The 20,620-nt window shown below is 49.3% G+C and carries 14 protein-coding genes; 3 read left to right on the top strand and 11 right to left on the bottom strand.

Annotation, left to right across the window (positions count from 1 at the left end):
• Positions 1-21: 21 nt before the first annotated feature.
• The 4 genes from JJD41_RS12860 to JJD41_RS12875 all read right to left on the bottom strand — a co-directional run bounded on the left by JJD41_RS12860 (position 22) and on the right by JJD41_RS12875 (position 4,368).
• Positions 22-1,647 carry an AAA-like domain-containing protein gene (locus JJD41_RS12860; protein ID WP_200666472.1) on the bottom strand — a complete coding sequence of 542 codons (1,626 nt, stop codon included), beginning with the start codon at positions 1,645-1,647 and terminating at the stop codon, positions 22-24.
• 582 nt (positions 1,648-2,229) lie between these two features.
• Positions 2,230-2,664, bottom strand: a complete 435-nt coding sequence (locus JJD41_RS12865; protein WP_200666474.1) for an acyl-CoA thioesterase — start codon at positions 2,662-2,664, stop codon at positions 2,230-2,232.
• A gap of 117 nt (positions 2,665-2,781) precedes the next feature.
• Positions 2,782-3,156 carry a DUF2809 domain-containing protein gene (locus JJD41_RS12870; protein ID WP_200666476.1) on the bottom strand — a complete coding sequence of 125 codons (375 nt, stop codon included), beginning with the start codon at positions 3,154-3,156 and terminating at the stop codon, positions 2,782-2,784.
• Between the two features lie 84 nt (positions 3,157-3,240).
• Positions 3,241-4,368, bottom strand: a complete 1,128-nt coding sequence (locus tag JJD41_RS12875; RefSeq protein ID WP_200666478.1) for an acyl-CoA dehydrogenase family protein — start codon at positions 4,366-4,368, stop codon at positions 3,241-3,243.
• A gap of 277 nt (positions 4,369-4,645) precedes the next feature.
• Between JJD41_RS12875 and JJD41_RS12880 the strand changes: the two genes are divergently transcribed.
• Complete coding sequence (locus JJD41_RS12880) at positions 4,646-5,032, top strand: hypothetical protein (protein ID WP_200666480.1); 387 nt, start codon at positions 4,646-4,648, stop codon at positions 5,030-5,032.
• 121 nt (positions 5,033-5,153) lie between these two features.
• Here JJD41_RS12880 and JJD41_RS12885 read toward each other — a convergent pair whose 3' ends face one another.
• On the bottom strand, positions 5,154-5,966 hold the full coding sequence (locus JJD41_RS12885; protein ID WP_200666482.1) for a creatininase family protein: 813 nt from the start codon (positions 5,964-5,966) through the stop codon (positions 5,154-5,156).
• Positions 5,967-6,213: 247 nt separating this feature from the next.
• On the bottom strand, positions 6,214-7,086 hold the full coding sequence (locus tag JJD41_RS12890) for an S-methyl-5'-thioadenosine phosphorylase (protein WP_200666484.1): 873 nt from the start codon (positions 7,084-7,086) through the stop codon (positions 6,214-6,216).
• A gap of 228 nt (positions 7,087-7,314) precedes the next feature.
• On the opposite strand from JJD41_RS12890, the gene JJD41_RS12895 reads away from it, so the two are divergent.
• Positions 7,315-7,515: a hypothetical protein gene (locus JJD41_RS12895; protein WP_200666486.1), complete on the top strand. Its 201-nt coding sequence runs from the start codon at positions 7,315-7,317 to the stop codon at positions 7,513-7,515.
• 141 nt (positions 7,516-7,656) lie between these two features.
• On the opposite strand, the gene JJD41_RS12900 is transcribed toward JJD41_RS12895, so the two are convergent.
• From JJD41_RS12900 to JJD41_RS12915, 4 genes are all read right to left on the bottom strand, one after another.
• Positions 7,657-8,490, bottom strand: coding sequence for a Tab2/Atab2 family RNA-binding protein (locus tag JJD41_RS12900; protein WP_200666488.1), 834 nt, complete (start codon positions 8,488-8,490; stop codon positions 7,657-7,659).
• A gap of 287 nt (positions 8,491-8,777) precedes the next feature.
• Positions 8,778-9,509, bottom strand: a complete 732-nt coding sequence (locus JJD41_RS12905; protein ID WP_200666490.1) for a response regulator — start codon at positions 9,507-9,509, stop codon at positions 8,778-8,780.
• A gap of 57 nt (positions 9,510-9,566) precedes the next feature.
• Complete coding sequence (locus JJD41_RS12910) at positions 9,567-15,029, bottom strand: chemotaxis protein CheB (RefSeq protein ID WP_200666492.1); 5,463 nt, start codon at positions 15,027-15,029, stop codon at positions 9,567-9,569.
• A gap of 583 nt (positions 15,030-15,612) precedes the next feature.
• Positions 15,613-18,126 (bottom strand): PAS domain S-box protein, encoded by a 2,514-nt coding sequence (locus JJD41_RS12915; RefSeq protein WP_200666494.1) that lies wholly within the window; start codon positions 18,124-18,126, stop codon positions 15,613-15,615.
• A gap of 1,043 nt (positions 18,127-19,169) precedes the next feature.
• Between JJD41_RS12915 and JJD41_RS12920 the strand changes: the two genes are divergently transcribed.
• On the top strand, positions 19,170-19,733 hold the full coding sequence (locus JJD41_RS12920; RefSeq protein ID WP_200666496.1) for a phycobiliprotein lyase: 564 nt from the start codon (positions 19,170-19,172) through the stop codon (positions 19,731-19,733).
• Between the two features lie 18 nt (positions 19,734-19,751).
• On the opposite strand, the gene JJD41_RS12925 is transcribed toward JJD41_RS12920, so the two are convergent.
• On the bottom strand, positions 19,752-20,543 hold the full coding sequence (locus JJD41_RS12925; RefSeq protein ID WP_200666497.1) for a hypothetical protein: 792 nt from the start codon (positions 20,541-20,543) through the stop codon (positions 19,752-19,754).
• Positions 20,544-20,620: the final 77 nt, after the last annotated feature.

A 20,620-nucleotide genomic window follows, 5' to 3' on the forward strand; every position in this document is an offset into this window, starting at 1 on the left:
TTGAGAATTTCAACTCTCCAACTATTCTAACAGTCCGTAATCGAAACTATCGCTAACGGTAACGCGATCGCGCCCTTCTTTTTTAGATTGATATAAGGCTCGATCTGCGGCTTGAACTAACTGTTTGGCTTCTGTTTCTAGATCTGGAACCGTACAGGCGACCCCCAAACTAATCGTGACGATGCGATCGGCGAGGGCTGACTTCTGGTGAACAATCGCAAGCATTTTTACCGTTTCCCGAATTTTTTCGGCTAGATAAAAAGCACTAAAGGCGTCGGTTCCCGGTAAGATAATAATGAATTCTTCGCCGCCATAACGGGCTGCAAAATCAGTAGAACGACCGATCGCATGACGAATCGCCTGAGCGACTTTTTGTAGGCATTCGTCCCCCGCTTGATGGCCGTAGGTGTCGTTATAATTTTTAAAAAAATCAATATCGCACATGATCGCCGCTAGTGGCGTTTTGGAGATCGCGGATTCTTGCCATTTTTGCTGAAATTCGCGATCGAAATAACGGCGATTGGCGAGTTGAGTTAAATCGTCAATATTGACTAACTGATAAAGTTCTTGGTTGGTTTGTTGCAATCGTGCGAGGCGATCGCTCAATCGATCCCATCCTAATTCTCGATCTTGAAAATAAATCCGATATAAATTACATGAAACTTGGACGCGATCGCCCTCTAATTTAACCAAACCCATACTATTCAATTTATAAGCCAGCACGGGTTTTAATTTAATGCTACTTTCACTTTCAATGACTTCTTGAAAAGCGGCAGCCAGTTCCGGGTCTTTTTGTAAAGTTGTCAGTTGGTCGCGCAGATGATCTTGATAAATTCCGCTTAAAGTCGGTGCTTCATTTAAAAGCCGATCTAAACTCATTTGCTGCTGAGAAAGATGATATAAAGCCAATCGAATTAAATAAGGATGTCCCCCCACCATCGCCATCAAGCGTTTGGCTTCGCTGTTTTCCTCGGAACAGTCTCCCCAATTCAAATTATGGCGCCGGGACAGTTCGCCGACTTGTTGTAAATTAAATTCCGGTAATTTAATCGGTAACCCAACATTAAAGGGAGATTGATTGATATTTAAAGGGATGTAAATTTCTGTGGAATGAACCACAACTAAACGCAGATTTCGCCAGATCGCCACTTGCTTTCCGTCTTCGTGCCAAGAACGCAATAAAGCAAAAAAATCAGTCGCGACTTTCGAGTATTCAAAAATACAGTTAACCTCGTTTAAAGCTAAGACGAGGGGGCGATCGAGTTGTTCTAATAAATACCCTTGAAAATAGAGAGAGCAACTCACTTTGCTGCCAATATCTTCATCCCAATAATCGTTGAGTAAAGGCGGACGTTTTAACTGTAAAGAAATGGTGGCACAAAACCAGCGTAAAAATTTATCTAAATTTTCAAAAATTGATTCGTCAGCACGCTGAAAATCTAACCAAGCTTGATAATAATCGAGCTCAGCCGCTCGATTCATAATGCGGAGTAACAGAGAACTTTTTCCCGTCCGGCGCGGCGCTCGAATCCGAATAACACTTCCTGGTTTTTCGAGGGCTTCAAATGCCAGTTTTTCGACCGGAGGACGGTCAATATACAGCTCGGAATCAATCGGTACCGGGCCGCTCGGAAATTCTAGGGACATGGTTTGGATCGAAGTATCTCGATGGTTCACTATCGGCTATCCTTGGCTCGACGAGAAATTCCCTACACTTGAAATTCGTTTCTCAGCGCGATCCCCATGAATCATTAGCCAAAGCGCGCGGTCTTGTCGTTCTCGGGTATCGTCGATAGAAGTCTCCCTGTAGACTTATCCACAATTCAGCGCTTGTTTCTCGACTCTCTTTAGATTACCGATTTTTGAAAAAAGCGTTGAATCCCGCAGCACAGTGCTTGTAACCTTTTTGAGGGGTTTTAATCTCGACACCGTTGTAGATGGCTCGTAGCTAGAAAACAAATATCGCTTAATGATTATTGTAATCCTTGCCGATATTTTTTGCGATTTCCAGCCAGACGATCGCCTTCCCCCTAATTCCATTTTAAATGGCACTTGGAGACTTGTGGAGATTGTTATGATTTCTTAACTTTTTTAAAAAACTAACTAGTTACAAACGAATTATTTACTATTTTCTGTATTGTTTCCATGATTTTTTTATGCTTTTCTCATTGTCCCACAGCAGATTCTATGACAAGTTCCACTGATTCTAACTGTTACCCCCTTCTACCTCTAATTGTAGCAATTGGCGGCGATTTCTTGGCGATGCTTGGAAAAAGCGGACAAAATTTCAGGGGGAATGGCTTTGGGACGCATGGTTTTGACATCGACCCAAACCCACAAAACTTCAGCCGTAACGACGAGGTCTTCTTCACCTTGTTTGCGAATTTCGTAGCGACGAATTGCCCGAGGGCCGCGCATCTTTTCCAACCAGGTTGTAATGGCGAGGATATCCCCGGCGATCGCCGGACGGAGATAGTCAATTTCAATGCGACGCATCACGAATAAACCGCCGAGTTCTCGATAGCGATCGACCCTAAATCCGAGATGTTCTGAATGCTCGATTCCGGCTTGTTCTAAGTAATGCTGGTAACAAGCATTGTTGACATGACCTAGCGCATCCATTTCATGATGTCGGACGCGAATTGTAGTAATGAATTTTGACATGAGACGGGATGAAAAAGGTAAACAATTAGGTTAAATTGAGCCGTGATAATCAACAATCAGATTCGCCGATCGCCCTATTTTTTTAGATTATATCATTTTTAAAAAAGGATTACAGATTTATCTTCTTTCGACGAGGGCGTAGTTCTCGATGAGGATGGCGATCGCCAACCCGGCAAAATAAGCAAGAAAGTCCCAGACTTCAAAGTGCGAACCAAAGACAATTTCAGTTAAAAAAGAGTCATTTTGTGGGGTCAGTTTGAACAATTGCGCGAATTCAATGGCTACGGCGATCGCCCCGATCGCTCCGGCACGCCAATAGCAAGAAATGCGCCAAAACAGACTCAAAAAAAAGTACAAAAATGCGACGGCAACCACATCGCCGATATAAAACCGAAAAAATGTCCATCCCGGACCACGATAAACGAGGATCGCTTTTCCGAGTAAGATACTAATAACAGAAGGCCAAATAAACTGTTTGTTAATCTTAGACAAGGTTTGAGTGAATCAATTGCGTGAAAATCAATAGATGAGGGACATTTTACCGAGTTGAGTAGGGTTTAACCATCCCCACCCCATTTATCTACTGTAGCGCGATCGCGTCAAGCGTCGTAATGTTTCCTCCATAACCGCAGTCGTTTGTCCGGACACCGTAAACACCAAGGCTTCGCGATAAACACGACCTGCGGCATGATGGTTGCAATTAGCCGCCCCACTGGACACGGTGACCGCCGCATGAGCGCAGCGATTGGCCAATTCGATCGCCCAAGCTCGCAACTCCAAAGCTTGAGTATACCAAGCATTTAACTCGCTGCTTTCTCGCTTGTCTATGGCTTTAAAAATAGCCGAGCGACACTGCCTTAATTCGCGATCGAAGATCTCAAAGGTTTGGCGAATAAATGTTAATTGTTTTTGATGCATGGCTGCTTCAATAATATCGAGGGCAGCGCGGGTACATCCGAGGGCAAAAAAACTCGCATTTAAAACATTTTTTTGGTCTTGTTCGTGAATCCACCCCGGGGGACGAATGACGACAATTCGATCCTGAGTCAGAAACCACGATTCGAGTTGAGCGCTGACGGTTTGACTCGATTGCATCGCTGCTAAAGACATCGGCGGCGTAAATAAAATTCGCCCTAATTTCCACGATGAATTAGAAGCACGATCGCCTTCTTGATAGCTTTCGCTAAAGGGAACGATACCGTAAACGGCGCGTCCGTCGGGCAATTGAGCGCCTACAATAAACTCTTCAAAAATACCGAAGCCAGTGACCCAAGGAACTTGACCGTCAATTTGATAACCGCCATTGACGGGCCAGGCTTTGACCATCGGTTCCCCGGAACGGCGCAGTTGCGAAAAGGCGATTCCGAGCAACCGATCGCCTGTAGCTAAACGATCGAGATATTCTTGTTTTAGCCCTCGATTTTTGCTGTTGGCGAGCATGGCACTCGCGCTTTGATGTTGGGTTTGCACGAAGGCTAAAGCGCCCGAATATCGAGCGACCATTTCTTTAAAACGATGGGCGATCGTTTCTTTGGAACTGCTGGAATTGTGAGTAACTTTTAAAGCGAGCGAGGCGCGATCGCCTAACCCGAGAAGGGCTTGATGCAGGGCGAGCATATCGCGATCGATCGCCTCCGCTTTAGGGGCGACTTTTTCTCGTAAATAAGACTCGGCTTGCTCTAGCAACTGTTGCTGAGAAGTCATGAACCGTTAACCGCTTACTCAGATTTCCTCGGAGATTGAATGGATCGCTAAACTTGCTACAATTGATTCTAATTGAATTGAAAGTTTACTTTAAAGTTGCTCTCTCTATTCCGAGAGGATCGCCATCGGGATATTATTTCGGCGATCGCGCGATTCACTCCTTAAAAATATTGGTTGAAATAGACCGAATTGATAAATAAATAAGGAAAGAGTAAATTGCTTTTCTTATCGCTCCTGAGTTGAACTTATTTTCTTCTATCATATCATGCTCTTTTCAATGCGACAGATTCTGATTTTACTATTTTTCTGTATTTTACTGCTGACTGGATGGGCGATCGCCCCGGCTTCTGCGGATGTTTCCGCTCAAGTTTCTCGGTTAGAAGGGGAAGTCTTCAACCTGCGATCGCAAGTCAACCGTCTGGAAAGCCAAGTTTATCGACTAGAAAATCAATTTTCTGCGGACAACCGAATAACAGAATCTAGAAGAATATCCCCATCTTCTCCCGAAAATATTAATCGAGAAATGAATAACAATCCCGATTTAGAACGACAGTTCGATCGCCTCGCAACTTTAGTTATAGAAATTAACCAACGGCTCAAAGAAGTGGAAGCAAAAGTTTCAACATTTGAATCTAATAGCAATGAGCGATCGAGACAATTTTGACGGGTTGGCTCGCAACCATGTTATTACTGCGATCGGGTTGAAAGTATTTATAATTCATGCGATCGCAACGGTAAAAATGGAAAATTTGCCCATACGATACGAGGTGCTACTCAGCAGAAAATCATAGATTTTTGCGTACATTGGGTGGTTCAAAGTTATAAACTTCTTCGATTAACTGGATCCAACCTGCTGCTAAAGAGTTTAAAATGCGATCGCCCTTGTCTCGACTGGCTGCGGTTGCATCGCCAATGACACCACTATGGCTGAGGCGATCGCTCATCCAGGCAAAGGTTAACCCTCCTTTCGTCCCCAATAAACTCCCTTCCGGACGGTTTGGCGGATATTCACAAATGGCTTTATCCATGTGTACGAATTCCGGCAGAATTGACAGCATCAAGCTTGTTTCTGCATCTCCAGCGTGCATGGCATGCTGACGCTCAGTTTCACTCATCAATTGTTTGCTGAGATTGGGAACGCGCCAAGTAAAAATGGGAAAAATACTAAAATCTTGATATTTTGCCGTTAAATCTTGGGCGGCAATTTCGAGGATTTGCGGTTGTCCGCCGTGAGAATTCATCAAAATGAGTTTGCGAAATCCGGCGCGATACAAACTTTCGCCAATTTCGAGTAAAATAGAGATGAGTGTATTAGTGCTGAGGCTAATCGTTCCGGGGAAATTACCGTGTTCGTTCGATTTTCCGTAAGCTAAATTCGGTAAGGCATAAGCGGGAATTTGGGGGGATAATTGTTCTAAGGCTTTGCCCAAAACGGCGACACTAATAGCGCTATCGACAACTAAGGGTAAATGATAGCCGTGTTGTTCGATCGCCCCCATCGGTTGAATGATGACTGTATTGGCTTTATCCGGTAAGGCGTCAACTTCAGCCCAAGTTAAATAGGGAAAAAAGCGGTGAGGGGGAATAAATTCGCGCATGAGGGTACGGTAAAATTAAGGAGTAATTTTATAAAATTTCTTTAGTCTATTTAAAGCCCATTCAATCTCAAATCTCAAAGATGGAAAACACGACCAATTTAGACATCGTGATGGGAGCGATCGCGATCGCCATTGTTCTCGGGGCATTGTTGATGTTATTTACGGGAGTTCGAGCGATGGGCGATCGCGAAAAGTAAAGCCACGGGAGGGGCGATCGAAAGCGATCGCCGCCCTGAATTGACGAGAGTCAGAGATATTTTTGCAACAATAATTGCAACCGTTCGCGAACTGCCGGACTAATCCGATCCAAAGGAGTTAAAATGGCATATTTGAGAGCCTCGTGAGCTTCCGATTCGGGGGGATTTTCGCTCAAACGGCGCACAGTTTCGCGGATCGCTTTTTGGGCGTTAATTGCGTTGGCTTTTAAGTTAGCAATGACCATTTCGACGGAAACGCTATCGTGGTCTAAATGCCAACAATCGTAATCGGTGACTAATGCTAAAGTGGCATAGGCGATTTCGGCTTCGCGGGCGAGTTTGGCTTCGGGTAAATTGGTCATGCCGATGACCGAGGCGCCCCAACTGCGATAGAGATGGGATTCGGCGCGGGTGGAAAAGGCGGGGCCTTCCATGCAAACGTAAGTCCCGCCGCGATGGAGTTCGACTTCGGGCAAATTCAAGCTTTCGACAGCATTGGCGAGAATTCGGGCTAAAGCGGTGCAAACTGGGTCTGCAAAGCTGATATGGGCGACTATTCCATCGCCGAAGAAGGTGGAGGGGCGCGATCGCGTGCGATCGATAAATTGATCGACGACGACCATATCTAAGGGCTTTACAGTTTCTTTAAGAGAACCGACCGCCGAAGCGGAAATCAAGTATTTGACGCCGAGTTGCTTCATGGCGTAGATATTCGCCCGAAACGGCAGTTCTGAGGGTAATAAGGTGTGATCCCGACCGTGACGGGCTAAAAAAGCGACGCGGGTGCCGTCTAAGGTGCCTAAAACGATCGCGTCGGAGGGGGCGCCGAAGGGGGTATCGATGCGGACGTCTTGGCGATCGCCCAGGGCCTCCATTTCATAAAGCCCACTGCCGCCAATGATGCCAATCGTTGCTTGTGCCATGAGTTTTGCTGTCCTTATTGCCGATCGTCGATCGCAGAAATGCCCAGCTATTTTACCTGGAACAACCCGCCCTTTTAAAGGGACAAAAGGGTGTCAATGACCGATGTCACTCGATTCGCCCTCAACGGTCACAAAAGAAGGGTGGTTTCGATCGCCTCCGAGACTTTACAGAAACTTTATGATTAAAAAGACAGAAAACTGCTCTTCGATCTTCAAACGCGAACCATCATGGGTGCTAAAACGAACGTCCCGAAACTGTCCCTAGAGCAAGTGATCGAGCGGATCTTCTCCCTTCGTCAGATCACTCGACTCGACCAGCAAATCTTGATGTCTACGGTGTTGTCGAAAGAGTCTTTAAGCGAACGGGAACATTCCCAAATCGATCGCATTTTTGAGGCGGTTCAACGAGGAGCGATCCGGGTGGTTTGAGAGCCATTATTCTAACCTCGATCGCGCCAGAGATCGCCGGATACTATCGATTAAAACACCAATGAATCATCCCAACTGCCGAACCCGTGCGATCGCAACCGATCGCCCGGGTTGCTGTTTTAGGGACGAGTGGGGAAGCACTCACGCCGCTTGCAGCAGCCAAAACCCACTGTAAGTCCGGCCCGTGTCGTCGGGTTGAACGAGGAGAAAATGCAGACCCCCCGCCTCCTGCTTGCGTTGCTCGAATCGTCGGGCGCAGGCGATCGCCTCCGGGTCGTCAAAGGTCGCCAAAATGGCGCGATCGTTCAATCCCGCTTCTAACACCAAACCGCCGAACTCGCCACCGCGATAGTCGATCGCCACGGGTCGGGCCGCTTGCAACCAGCGCGCCAGTTGCATCGACGCTTTCCCGCCATCGATCGCCACTCCGGGAACCGTCACCGTCGATGACAAGCCCAAATGAATCGGTTTGAGTAGGTCCGGCATTTCGACAATCGGGATCGGGCGATCGGCAAAGGTATCGACGAGATCGCCCGCCTCGATCCTGGCAAAACGCCAACCGTCACCCCACAACTTTTCCGGTAACGGAAGCGGCGGCGGGCGATCGACGGCCAACGGATCGTACTCTTCCCCGGTATAGTTCGCTTCTTGGGGGTACTCCCGGGCGAGTAACAACAGCAATCGCTTTAACGCATAAGTGCGTCGGGTCGCTTCGATCGCCATTCCGAGCTGTTTTGCCGCTTCGCCAATCAATCCGAGACATTGGGGACGAAACACCTGCACCGTTGTGGCGAGTTGACCCTCACTAAATTGTTGAAATTGTCGGGCGACCCATTGCGGATTCGCTTGGGACTGTAGACAGCGCTGTCTGTAGGTCAAGCTGCCATCGGCGTCACACAAAAGTAATTCCCAAATCGGTTCTCCTCGTTCAGTTTTAAGGGGGCGTCGGTAAAAATCGGCTTGCCAAACAGACATGGTGGAATGTGGGATTTTAGATTTTTGATTTTAGATCGTAGATTATATCTTAGTTTTTAATTGGATAAATAACAAAATTGCTCTATTTTGGATAGATACCATTTTTCAAAGATAATGAGAAATGAGAGAGGTCGAGGGTTGAGAAAAATGGTATTAGACTTTAGATTTTGAATTAAATTTTGAATTTCAGACTTTAAATAAATTTCTAATGAAATCGAGAACAAAGTCGCCCGATTTTGGATGGAGACGGGGGCGATCGCCGGACAATTGCAAAGGTTCCTCACCGATTAATCATGAGCTGGCAACCGATGACTACGCCCGAGACTGCGTAACCAAATCATCGAAGCCGATCGATCTTCCCATTGACCCTTTTTAAGGTGAATAGCCGCTTTTTCTAATTCTCCATTTTCTCCAACCACTTCGATCTGTGCACCGTCGTTTTCCAGTAGCGCATCATCGCAGGGATGGCCGACTAATTCAGACAAGGACTTATTTAACATCCGCGCCGATCTGGGATTGGCAAATCGAATTACCCCCCCTGAATCGACGACTAAAACCCCGTCATCGAGCTGATTGGCAAGGGTTTCGAGCTGATTGCGAGTCTGTTTGAGGGCGATTGCCTGTTGTTGCAATTGGATGTGAGTTTTAACGCGGGCGAGAAGTTCGACGGTTCTAAACGGTTTCCTCAGATAATCGGCAGCCCCTTTTTGAAAGGCAGTGACCAAATGATCTTCATCTTCACTCGCCGATAAAAACAAAATAGGAATATCTTGATAGTTCGGATCGGCTTTAATTTTCTCGCAGATTTCCAACCCATCCATATCCGGCATGAATAAATCGAGGAGAATTAAATTTGGTTTAATCGCTTCGAGTCGCTCAAAAGTCGCGCGACCACTGAGGGCATAAGTAATAGAATAGCCGTGCATTTCCAAGGCGATCGCCAACACTTGGATATTGTCGATGCGATCGTCCACAATTAACAACGTAGGGGTTGGATTGTCGGGGTAAGAGATTTCCATAGCATCTATCGATGGCTGGATTGAGGTTTGGGTCGATTGTTCTAGAGATCGAGATCGTCAAATCGTAGATCGATCGTAGTCGATAGATTGCCCGGTTGCTGACGGAGAGCGCCGAATCGATCGACGATCGAGAAATTGTTCTAACTGCTGTTTAACTTGAGGGAAAGCGGCGAGGGTATTCGGCAGATTGACTAAATCAAAGCCCGTAATTTGTTCGCTGAGGGTGGAGACGTAAGCTTGCAGTTGAGGGCATTCATATTCACTGGCCCAGCGTTGCAGTTTAGCCGTAAAAACGCGCACGCGATCGAGAGCGAGGGTGCGGTGGAGACTTTGCCAAACCTGTTCCTCCTCTCGTTGCAACAGGGTTAAGAGTTCGGGTAATTTACGCAGAGCTTCCTCAGACAGGGCGATCGCCGATTCGGGAATCGGCAGAGAATCGCTAACGAGGGCACTCTGTTGACCGAAAAGACGCTGCAATTCCCGAGTAACCTCCGTGCGGCTGACGGGTTTGCGTAAGAAACCTTGAGTCAACGGTTGTAACTCTTGGAGATCCTTTTCTTGAATCGACGCGGTAACCATGACCACGGGAATATGGCGGGTGCGTTCGTCTTGTTTGAGGGTTTTGAGTACGGTTTTGCCGCCAGGGGGAGGCATGACCAAATCGAGAAAAATCAGATCGGGGTGGTGTGTCCGGGCGATTTCGAGAGCCGTGGTACCGTTTTGAGCCGTCAAAATCTGATGGGGACTATCCTCTAAATAAGCACAGAGTAGTTCGCAGTTAGATTGGACATCATCGACGATCAAAATCGAGAGAGGGGGCAACGCTTCTAGGGAAATAGGTTCGACAGCTTTCGAGGCGACGATCGCATTTTCGGGCAGTACCCGCAGATGGGGGAAGCGCAAGGTAAAGGTGGAACCTTTGTTCACTTCACTTTTCACGGAAATCTGACCTCCCATCATTTCGGTCAAGCGGCGCGTAATCGTCAAACCCAAACCCGTCCCGCCATATTTGCGATTGGAATTGCCGCGAACCTGCTGGAACGGATCGAAAATAATTGTTTGTTCTTCTGGGGACAGTCCGATCCCGGTATCGGCGATCGTAATTTCCAAACCAAACTGCTCGTCGCGATCGCCTCCATTGTCCTCGATCCGAGCAAGTTCGTGAGGTTCGTTCTCCGCTTCGAGAACGGGATAATCCCGAACGCCGATCTCAATTTTGCCTTCCTCCGTAAATTTAACCGCATTCCCCAACAAATTAAACAGAATTTGCCGCAATCGGATTTCATCAATAGAAATCTGTCGGGGAAGACTATCGGCAATATTTAAAATTACTTCCAGTCCTTTTTGTGCAGCCCGTTGGGCAAAAATTTGCTTGATATCTTCGAGGAGGTGGTGCAGGTTAACGGGTTCGTAAAGCAGTTTGAGTTGACCTGCCTCAACTTTCGACAGATCGAGAATATCGTCGATCAAGGTCAGCAACATCCGCCCGTTGGACTGAATTAATTGGAGATAGCTTTTGCCTTGCGGGTCTTGCAGCAACACGTGCAGCAAGTCCGAAAACCCCAAGATCGCATTCATGGGAGTGCGGATCTCGTGGCTCATGTTGGCGAGAAATTCACTTTTAGCGCGACTGGCGGCTTGAGCTTGTTGGCTGGCTGATTCCAGGGCTAAATTTTGGTGGGCTAATGTTTGCTGGCGTTGTTGGGCTTCTTGTAGCAGTTGGGCGTGGGCGATCGCGATCCCGACTTGAGCGGCGACGGCTTCGAGCATCTGGATTTCCGGTTCGGTCCAGTGGCGCCGGGTTTGGCAATGGTGTAAGGCGATCGCGCCGTTGGCTTGGTTCTGGTAGGACGTGCGAATGGCGAGCATCGAGACGATCGCCAGTTGCTCGTAAACAGAGAGCTGAGGCGCGAACAGGGGATCGTCGGCGATCGCGTCGCAGGCGATCGCGCGATCGCGGGCGAGCAAAGTTTCAAAATGGGGATTGCCGAAGGTGGGAAACGAGATGCCACGTGCGGAAGCAACCTCGCCGTTGAGATACTCGGCGACAATCCGGAGCGCCTCTGTAGGGCGTTCGTCGCTCCCGTCGCCCCGATAAACGTGCAGCACGCAGCGATCGACCTGAAACGTTTGACCGATCCGCTTGACCGCCGTTTCAAAAATCTGTTGTGGGTCGAGACTCTTGCGAATCTCGTTGCTAATTTGTTGAACCAGTCGTTCTCGTTGAATTTGCTGTTCGAGCAACTGTTCTGCTTCCTTGCGATCGCTGATATCGACCAAATAGCCGACACATTCTCGATCGCTCCCATCGCCGTTCCCCATCAAGCGCATTTGGGCAAAAAACCAACGATAGGAACCGTCTGCAGCGCGCAGTCGATACTCGTGGGAATAGCTTTGAGCATCGTTGAGATCCTTAAACCCGGCGAGAATGCGATCGCGATCGTCCGGATGGATATGCTCGATCCAAAACTCCGCCGTTTCCAGAAACGCTTGAGCCGAATACCCCAACACCTGCTCCACATTCTCGCTAATAAACGTAATCGGATAATTCGGTTCCGGTTCGCAACTCAACAAAATCGTCTGGCTCGATCGCATCAAATCTTGCAAGCGCTCTTGACTTTGGCGCAAAGCGGCTTGAGTTTGCTTCAGTTCGGTCACGTCCACCACCACCGCATTCACGGCCCGTCGTCCGTCCGCCAACTCCACGGGTAAATAACTGGCAATCCAATCGCGCATCAGCTTCGGTTCGGCGGGTGTCGTGCCCCTCACTTCCAAATTGCGGATCGGTTCGTTGCTCTCCAACACCTGCGCCAACAACGGCTCCACCGACGGCGCCAACTCCGGCAACAGTTCCCCAATCGTTTTCCCCAAATGATCCTCCGCAGACAGACCGTTAATCTGCGCCATTACCTCATTAATCCGCACGAATCGATAGTCAGAATCGATCAGCGCCAAGCCAATCGGCGAGGTCGCGTAAAGCATTTCTAGCTCTTCCGTGCGTTGTTCGAGGGCTTGCTGCACCCGCTTGATCTCGTCGATATTGACAAAATTAATCGCCAACCCGTCCGCATGACCGTCATCGCGCAAGTACGGGTAAATCCGCATTAATAAATTAGTTTGGGTCTGTTCTAAGTAAACCTCTCGTTCGATCGGACGCTCCGTTTCCAACACTATGTGCAACAGGTCGATCAACTCCGGACAATCGAGATTATGAGTAATGTGCTGAATCGGTCGGTCTACATCCGTCGCCACTAAATTGACTGCGGGGGTGGCGGCGGGGGTAAACTTACGAACGCGCAGGTGGCGGTCTAAAAAGATCACCCCAATTTCGCTACTGCGCAGCAAGTTGTCGATGTCGTTGGTCAGTTCGGTCAGTTCGCGAATTTTCGTCTGATACTCGGTATTGACCGTGTATAGCTCCTCGTTAACCGAATGCAGTTCTTCGTTGGTACTTTGTAGCTCTTCGTTCGAGGCCAGCAGTTCCTCGTTCGTCGCTTGCTGTTCTTCGTTGGTGGTTTCTAATTCTTCAATCGTCGCCTGCAAGTTTTCCCGGGTCTGTTGCAGTTCGTATTCTAAATCGAGAATGCGTTGAGTCGCTTCCGCATCCTGCTGGAACGTTTCAATCGGTCTAGGTAAGTTCGGACGATCTTCATTTTCGATCGCGAGCATGAAAAAATCATCCATGCGCGTGTCACCGCCATGGTAAGTGACTTCTAAATTGACCGAGCGAATCCGATCCCCCTGATTGAAGTGGATGCTCCCGTAAAGCACGGGTTTGCGCTCTCGTTTGGCCCGATGGAGGGCGGTATCGATCGGTAGGCGCAGTTCGTCGGGAACTAAATTGGCAATCATCCGCGTCATGCCGCCTTCGGGAAATTCCATAATCTCTGCGGCGTCGGTGACGACGTGAAATAATTCCAAATTGTTATTGACGAGCAAGCAAGAACAATTGCGGCGTTTGCTGAAGGCGCTGAACGCACGGCTCAAAATCGGGTCGAATTGATGGGTACTGCGCCGTGCTGCAATCGGAGGGCGAGGGGTAAGCGGGACGGTATATTCTAAATTTTGGGTGAGAATCGGTAGGCGCACGTTGCGCCGTTTTTGATAAAGTTTATATCTTTCATACAGGGGACTGAATTCTTCTAATAAGTCTCCCGGAGTTTCGGCAGCGCCTAGAAATAAAACCCCCTTGTGCATCAGGGAAAAGTGCAACATTCGCATGACGTGCTGTTGCAAAATCGGCTGCATGTAGATGAGGACATTGCGGCAGCTAATCAGGTGCATTCGCGTAAATCCGGCATTTTTCGCCAAGTTGTGGGGGGCGAAAATGATGTTTTCGCGCAGGCTGCGGGTAATGTGGAAATGGCGATCGCGGAAGGTAAAATATTTTTCCAGTCGTTGGCGGGACACGTCGATGGCAATACTTTCGGGATAAACCCCTTCGGCGGCTTTCGCCAAGGCGGTACTGTCGATATCGGTGGCAAAGATTTTGACGCTGAGGTGCTTTCCCAAACGGGCGATCGCTTCGTCGAGGACCATCGCCATCGAATAGGCTTCTTCTCCCGTCGCACAAGCGGTCACCCACACCCGCAATTGTTGCCCGTTCTCCAGTTGTCCGACCAGTTCCGGTAAAACTTCTTTTTCGAGATATTCCCACGCTTCCGGATCGCGGAAAAACCGGGTCACGCCAATCATTAAGTCGTCTCGTAACAGTCCCCGTTCTTCCTCGGAAGTTCTCAAATAATCAATATATTCGTCGAGTAAGTTGTAGCCACTCAACGAACATCGGCGGTAAATTCGGCGGCTGAGGGTGTTGGTTTTGTAGTAAGAAAAGTCCAGTTTTTCATATTGGTTGAGAATTTGAACGATCGCGCGCAGTTTATCCGATTCGATTTCCGGGAGGAGGGTGTCCGGTTGGGCCGTCCCGGAATGCTTCATAGTAAGAATTTCGTAGATGGTTTGGGCGATCTCTTGGGGGGGTAAGACGCGATCGACGATCCCCGTGGCGATCGCACTTTGAGGCATTCCATCGAATTCTGCCGTAGTCGGCGACTGCACGAAGGTCAATCCCCCCGCTTCGCTGATACTCTGTAGCCCTCGGCTACCGTCGCTTCCCGTTCCCGATAAGACGACCCCCATGGCGAGATCGCCTCGATCTTTCGCCAAGGAATCTAAAAAAATATCGATGGGAAAGTTCGGTTGCTGTCGGGGAAACTCATTCTGCTCGATTAATTTTAAGGTGCCGTCTTCGATAACTAAATTGTTTCTTGGAGTAATTAAATAAACAATATTCGGTTCGACTTTCATCCCATCTTGCACGCGCTTGACAATCATGCGCGTGCGCCGTTCTAATAATTCCTTCATCAAACTTTTGAAGTCCGGGGATAGGTGTTGTACGACGACAAAAGCCGCCCCACTGTCGGCGGGCATGTGGTCGAAAAACTCTTCCAAGGCCCGCAACCCACCTGCGGAGGCTCCCACACCAATGACAAAACAATGATTTTCAGCCGCTTCAGACATCTGCTTTACCCCTCAGATTCTCTATTTAGTTATAACTTTTTTTATTGGTAACGGGGAGATTATTGTTTAATAATATATTTTTTATCTCGAATATCACGGCGATTCGGTCACCCTCAAAACCCGATCGACAATTAATGACATATTGAGGAATTCAACTATTTTCGCCATCGATCGATTTACCAAAAATCATTTTCGATTTTTATAAAGACGAAGAAATACTTTTTTACTCGGCTTGTCTGCTCGCCAAATCTAAATAAATTGTCTTCGGTTTCCATCCACAAAAATTCTAGATTTTAATCATTTCCCTTTTTAATGCAATGACAGACGGCCAACCTAACCCTCATGCAAAAAGGGGATGCATTGATTGGCTCGATTAAGAACTAGACGATCGAAGAATTTCGATCGCCACTCCCAAACGACGAAAACAACGATCGAACGCGAAAATTGAGAACGACTGAATCGAAACTGCGCATCCGAGCGAAACCCGCCGTTCGCCGCTTACAAAAATCGCCGATCGCCCGAACCGAATCCCCCTCGCGATCGAGATCGCGCCCGGGACTCTCGATCGGCTTGCTAAAGCAATTTAACTGTGGCGATCTTGCGGATAAAGGGGCACGACGATCGCGAATTCGGTTCCTTCTCCCGGCGTGCTGTGACATTCCAAGCGCCCTTGGTGTTGGTTGACGATCGTCGAATAGGCAACCGATAAACCCATTCCGGTTCCTTTCCCCACGGGTTTGGTGGTGAAGAACGGATCGAAGACGCGATCGCGCACCTGGGGAGGAATTCCCAAGCCATTATCGCGAATGCGGATTCGAGCGTAAGCGCAGCGATCGCCCCCATTGCCGATCGTCTCGGTCGCCATCGTAATTTGAGGGATCCACGATTCGCTCTCCCCGCTTGCTTCCGACGACGGGCGATCGCGCGATCGCCGCTCCCACGCCTCCTCTAACGCATCGATCGCGTTCGACAAAATATTAACAAAGACCTGATTGATCTCACTGCCGTAACATTCCACCCGAGGCAATTCGCCGTATGCTTTCACCACCTCGATCGCTCGGCGGCGATCGCCCCCTTGCAAGCGATGTTGCAACACTAGCAAAGCACCGTCGAGTCCTTCGTGCAGGTCCACCTTCTTATATTCCGCCTCGTCCAGTCGCGAGAATTGCCGCAACGATTTAACGATCTTGCCAATGCGATCGGCGCCACTTCGCATCGATTGCAACAAGCGGGGGAAATCCTCGCGCACGAACGCCAAATCCATATCCGCGATCCAATCGCGAATCAACGCCGGGGGTTCCGGATAAGTCGATTCGTAAAGGGCGAGCAATTCGAGTAATTCTTGAGCGTACTCGTTCGCCGCCATCGCATTGCTGTAAATAAACCCGACCGGATTGTTAATTTCGTGGGCGACTCCCGCCACCAGTTGACCCAACCCCGCCATTTTTTCGTGATGGACGAGCTGAGTTTGGGCGAGTTTGAGTTCTTGCATCGCCAATTCCAGTTGTTGGGCCTTTTCCCGGGCGATCGCCTCGGAATAGCGCAGGGCCGCTTCCGCTTCCTTGCGTTTGGTGATATCGAAAATCGCCCCATCCAACCACTGGAGTTCTCCAGAAGGGGTAAAAATCCCCTGACCTTTCTCTGAAACCCAGCGAATCATCCCGTCGCTAGTGATAATGCGATATTCGAGCAGGTAGGGAACGCGATTGGAAACGGCATTGTGAACGTCGCGTTCGACCCGATCGCGATCGTCCGGATGGATGACACTGGCAAAAGAATGCTCCTGGTTGCCGATCAAATCGGCGGGGGAATAACCGCAAATCTGCTCGATCTCGCCACTGATAAACTCCATCGTCCATTGGCGATCGCAAGCGCAGCGATAGACCGCCCCGGGGATATTTGCCACCAGGGTTCTAAACTGTTCTTCACTGGCGCGCACGGCTTCTTGGGCGTGCTGGCGATCGCTCACGTCGCGAAAACTCCACACCCGACCGATAATTTCATCCCCGACCCGACAGGGATGGGAATAGCGCTCGATCGTGCGGCCATCTTTCAAGGTGAGGATGTCAAAGGTTTCTGCCTCCGGGGTTTTCAGATGCGCCGTATTTTGCAAAAAGCCATCGCGATCGCCCAATTGGGCCAATACCAGCGCCAACACTGCCGATTCGTCCTCGCGATCGATCTTCATGTCCGGCGGGCAGCACATTTCGACTAACTTGCGATTCCAATTCGTGAGATTCCCCCGACTGTCTACCGCTAAAATCCCGTCGGCGGTAGATTCAAAGGTAGCCCGCAGCAATCCCATCGAGTTTTCGAGGGAGGATTGGGCCAAGTAACGGGCGGTAATGTCGTTGAGAATCCCCGCCGTTCCTAAAATCGAGCCGTCCGGCGCCGAGTACAATTGGGCGTGTACTTCGCACCAGCGCACCTGACCTTGGTTCGTGAGCCATCGAACTTGATAGCGACTGGAGACTTCGGTTCGTGCGAATAATTCTTTTAATTTGCGTTCGTGGCGATCGCGATCGTCGGGATGGACGAACTGCCCCGAGGGTTTCCCCAGGCTCTCTTCCAGGCTAAATCCGGTCAATTGCTCCCACGCCGGATTGAGGAAGGTCCAATTTAATTCGCAATCGGTTTGAAAGATCCCTTCTCGGACATGTTGGACGAGCGATCGATATTGCGCTTCGCTTTGTTTGAGATCTTCGAGAATCTGCTTGCGTTCGATCGCGTAGCGCAACGATTGCGCTAGGATCGGTCCGTTCACCTGATTTTTTTCTAATAAATCTTGTGCGCCCAAGCGTACCGCCTCTAGGGCCAACTCGCGATCGTCGAGACCCGTCAATACGACGATCGGCAGGTGAGACGCCGAGGACAGCGCTTTGTGAATGGTCTCTAACCCTTGGGTATCCGGAAGGTGAAGGTCGAGTAAAATCGCGTCGAATCGGTTTCGATTTAACGAGGCGATCGCCTGTTTCCAAGTAGGAACCCAACCCAACTCCAGATCTGCCCCTCTCGAATTCTCCACGCTCTCTCGAACTAACTCGGCGTAGAGTGGGTCATCTTCTACTAATAAAACATTGATCCTTGAATTATTCATCGCGATCGCCGATTGACTTTATCCCCATACCGATCGATTCAAGTACCGTTCTCGGTCGTCGATACTCCAACTTAACCTCAATATTATAAGCGTTGCTCCCCGGTCACCCCCAGGATTTCACCTTCAGCACCTCTCCTATTCAAGAGGCGATCGATCCCCTGGATTTCCTTCGCTCATTTCTTGACAAGCTCCTCGATCGCCAAGGTCGAAAATGCCTCGGCGTCCTGCGGTTCTCTCCGATTCAACCTTTCTTTTCGCCCCTCGCCTTTTCCCAAGTCTCTCCGAGAGGCAATCTTCTATTTTTCAATGAATAACGATTTATTATTATTGACATATTTGAGATCGATGAGTTCTGCTCGACGGTAAGGCACGACGAGCGGAATATCGATTTTTGTGGCCAAAAAGTAATCCTTACGATCCGCACGCTCTCGTTTTATAGCCCGCTCGGGTCTGTTGAGCCTCCGGCGAGTTTGCTAAAAGAGCGGATAAAATTTTAAGACGATCTCGGTATGGTTTTTTAAACCTTTACCCTGCTTCAATTTTTTAAAATATATATTTTTGTTTATTTTTGAGCAATAAAAGTATTGTTTTGATTTCCTGAAAATTTAATTTGTTTTTGATTTGATATCATTCATGAATCGAGAATTTATAGATTTGATTTCTTGATTTTCGACCCCAGGCATGGAATTTAAGAGTCTTCTTTTTTGACTTTAAGCCTGGGGACATAGTTTTAATTAAACAAGATTGTCTGTCAAAGAAAAACACAATTTCACCCTCGTAAATTTACATCAATTTCTATTACGACCCTGACGATGGCGAAAAGTTTCCCGAAGAAATGAGGATTTTGCCCAGGCGATCGCCGCCCTCCACAAAAGGGGTAAAATATCCGTAAAAACGAATGGCAATATTCTAGGGAGGACGGATGAAGCAGCAAACTCTCAAGAGCCAATCTTGGGAAACCAGCACCATGTCCGTTAGGGTCGGTGTCTGGAAGATGTCACGATAATCTGTGGTAAGGCATTTAGAGGATCGTTAATAGATTGATGGATATCATGCAGTTTTTCCAGCACAGTGCTGGTAAATGGTTTTCCCAACGAACGAGTCAAAATTTAACCGGGGAGCAGTCGGTTGCGGGGAGCAGCGATTTGTGGATCGATGCCCTCGATCGCGACGACCCCCAAGTGACGGCCTTGTGCGAGCAGTATCGCGTCGATCCGACCTTGGCGGTTTGCGGTTTGCAGGTACGCTGGGAAGGAATGCCCGTACTGCACGAGAAAAAACAATCCGGTTCGACCGTATTAGTGGCATTGGGAGAAGGAGACGCGCCCAAAAGCGGCCAATTGCTGCACGGGATCGGAGCGACGCAAAGCCCCCCGCTTCCCGGACGTTACGCGATCGGCTCCGACGACGCCCTCACCTTAATTGTAGAAACGGATCGCCTCTATGCAGAGGAACGCTTGTGGTTTGCCAGTGAAAATCTGCGCTTGCGAACCAGTATCGTTCGCGAAGCCGACGGGAATCATTCGGCCTGTTTTTGCAGCGAAATCCGCATGGGAGGGGCCAAACCCCCGACGGAATCTGGAGAAGCGGCGAAATCGCGGGCCTGAAGGCGATCGCCTCCGGTGCTATTCCCGTCCTACGAAGTCGCGATCGCTCGGGGAGGGAGGGGGCGAATTGTCTTGGAGAGGGGAGTCCGGGCGCGATCGCTCCGGAGTGGTCGCATATCCGGCGACCGCCTTCAGTTTGCTGTGAAAGTCGCTAATTTGAACGGTAGGGGTGAACTGGTGGATCGGACTCGTCGTTCCTTCGCCAGGAGAGAGGTTGGGGCGATCGCCCTCGGACCATTCCTCCCAGGAGTGGCCCTCGACCGACCCGAGGCGATGCTCCTGACTCTTTTGGAGTCGATTGACGAAGGTCGCCGCTTCGCGATCGCCTTCTCCGGTCGCCCCAGAAGTGGGCGTCGGGGGCGGATCGCGCCACAAATCGCCGAGCAAGTCGTCCTCGTCCTCCGTCTCGGTCCATTGAAGCGAAGCGGGTACCGATGGCGGCTGTTGGGAGGGAGAAGACGGAGAGCCTTCGATCGCGGGGCGATCGCCGCCGGGAGAATCCGACTCCTGGGACGGTCCCCACCAACTTTGAGGAAATTTAGAGCAAACCAAGCGCTCGAATTCGTGGTTGAAATGGTAAAACGGCTGGTGGCGGCGATGCCACGACGCGAGGATGTGGCCGATCGAAACCGCCTTGTAACGACCTTGATAGAGGGCTTCGATCGCGGCCAAGCGAACCCAATTGGCCGGATAGCGATCCAGCCATCGATCGACTAATTCTTGAACCTGATTGCCACCGAGATCGAAACTATAATGAATCAGCACTGCCGCAGCACAAGCGGCGGCTGAATCTTTCGCCGCTTCCGTCATATTTAATCGCCTGCTGGCTCGCTCCAGCCTTGAGAGATTTTAGAGTGCAAATGCAAGGATTTCAAAGCCATTGCGCC

Origin of the sequence: Oxynema mangrovii CENA135 (genome assembly GCF_016632315.1) — a bacterium.
GTDB classification, from domain to species: Bacteria; Cyanobacteriota; Cyanobacteriia; order Cyanobacteriales; family Laspinemataceae; genus Oxynema; species Oxynema aestuarii.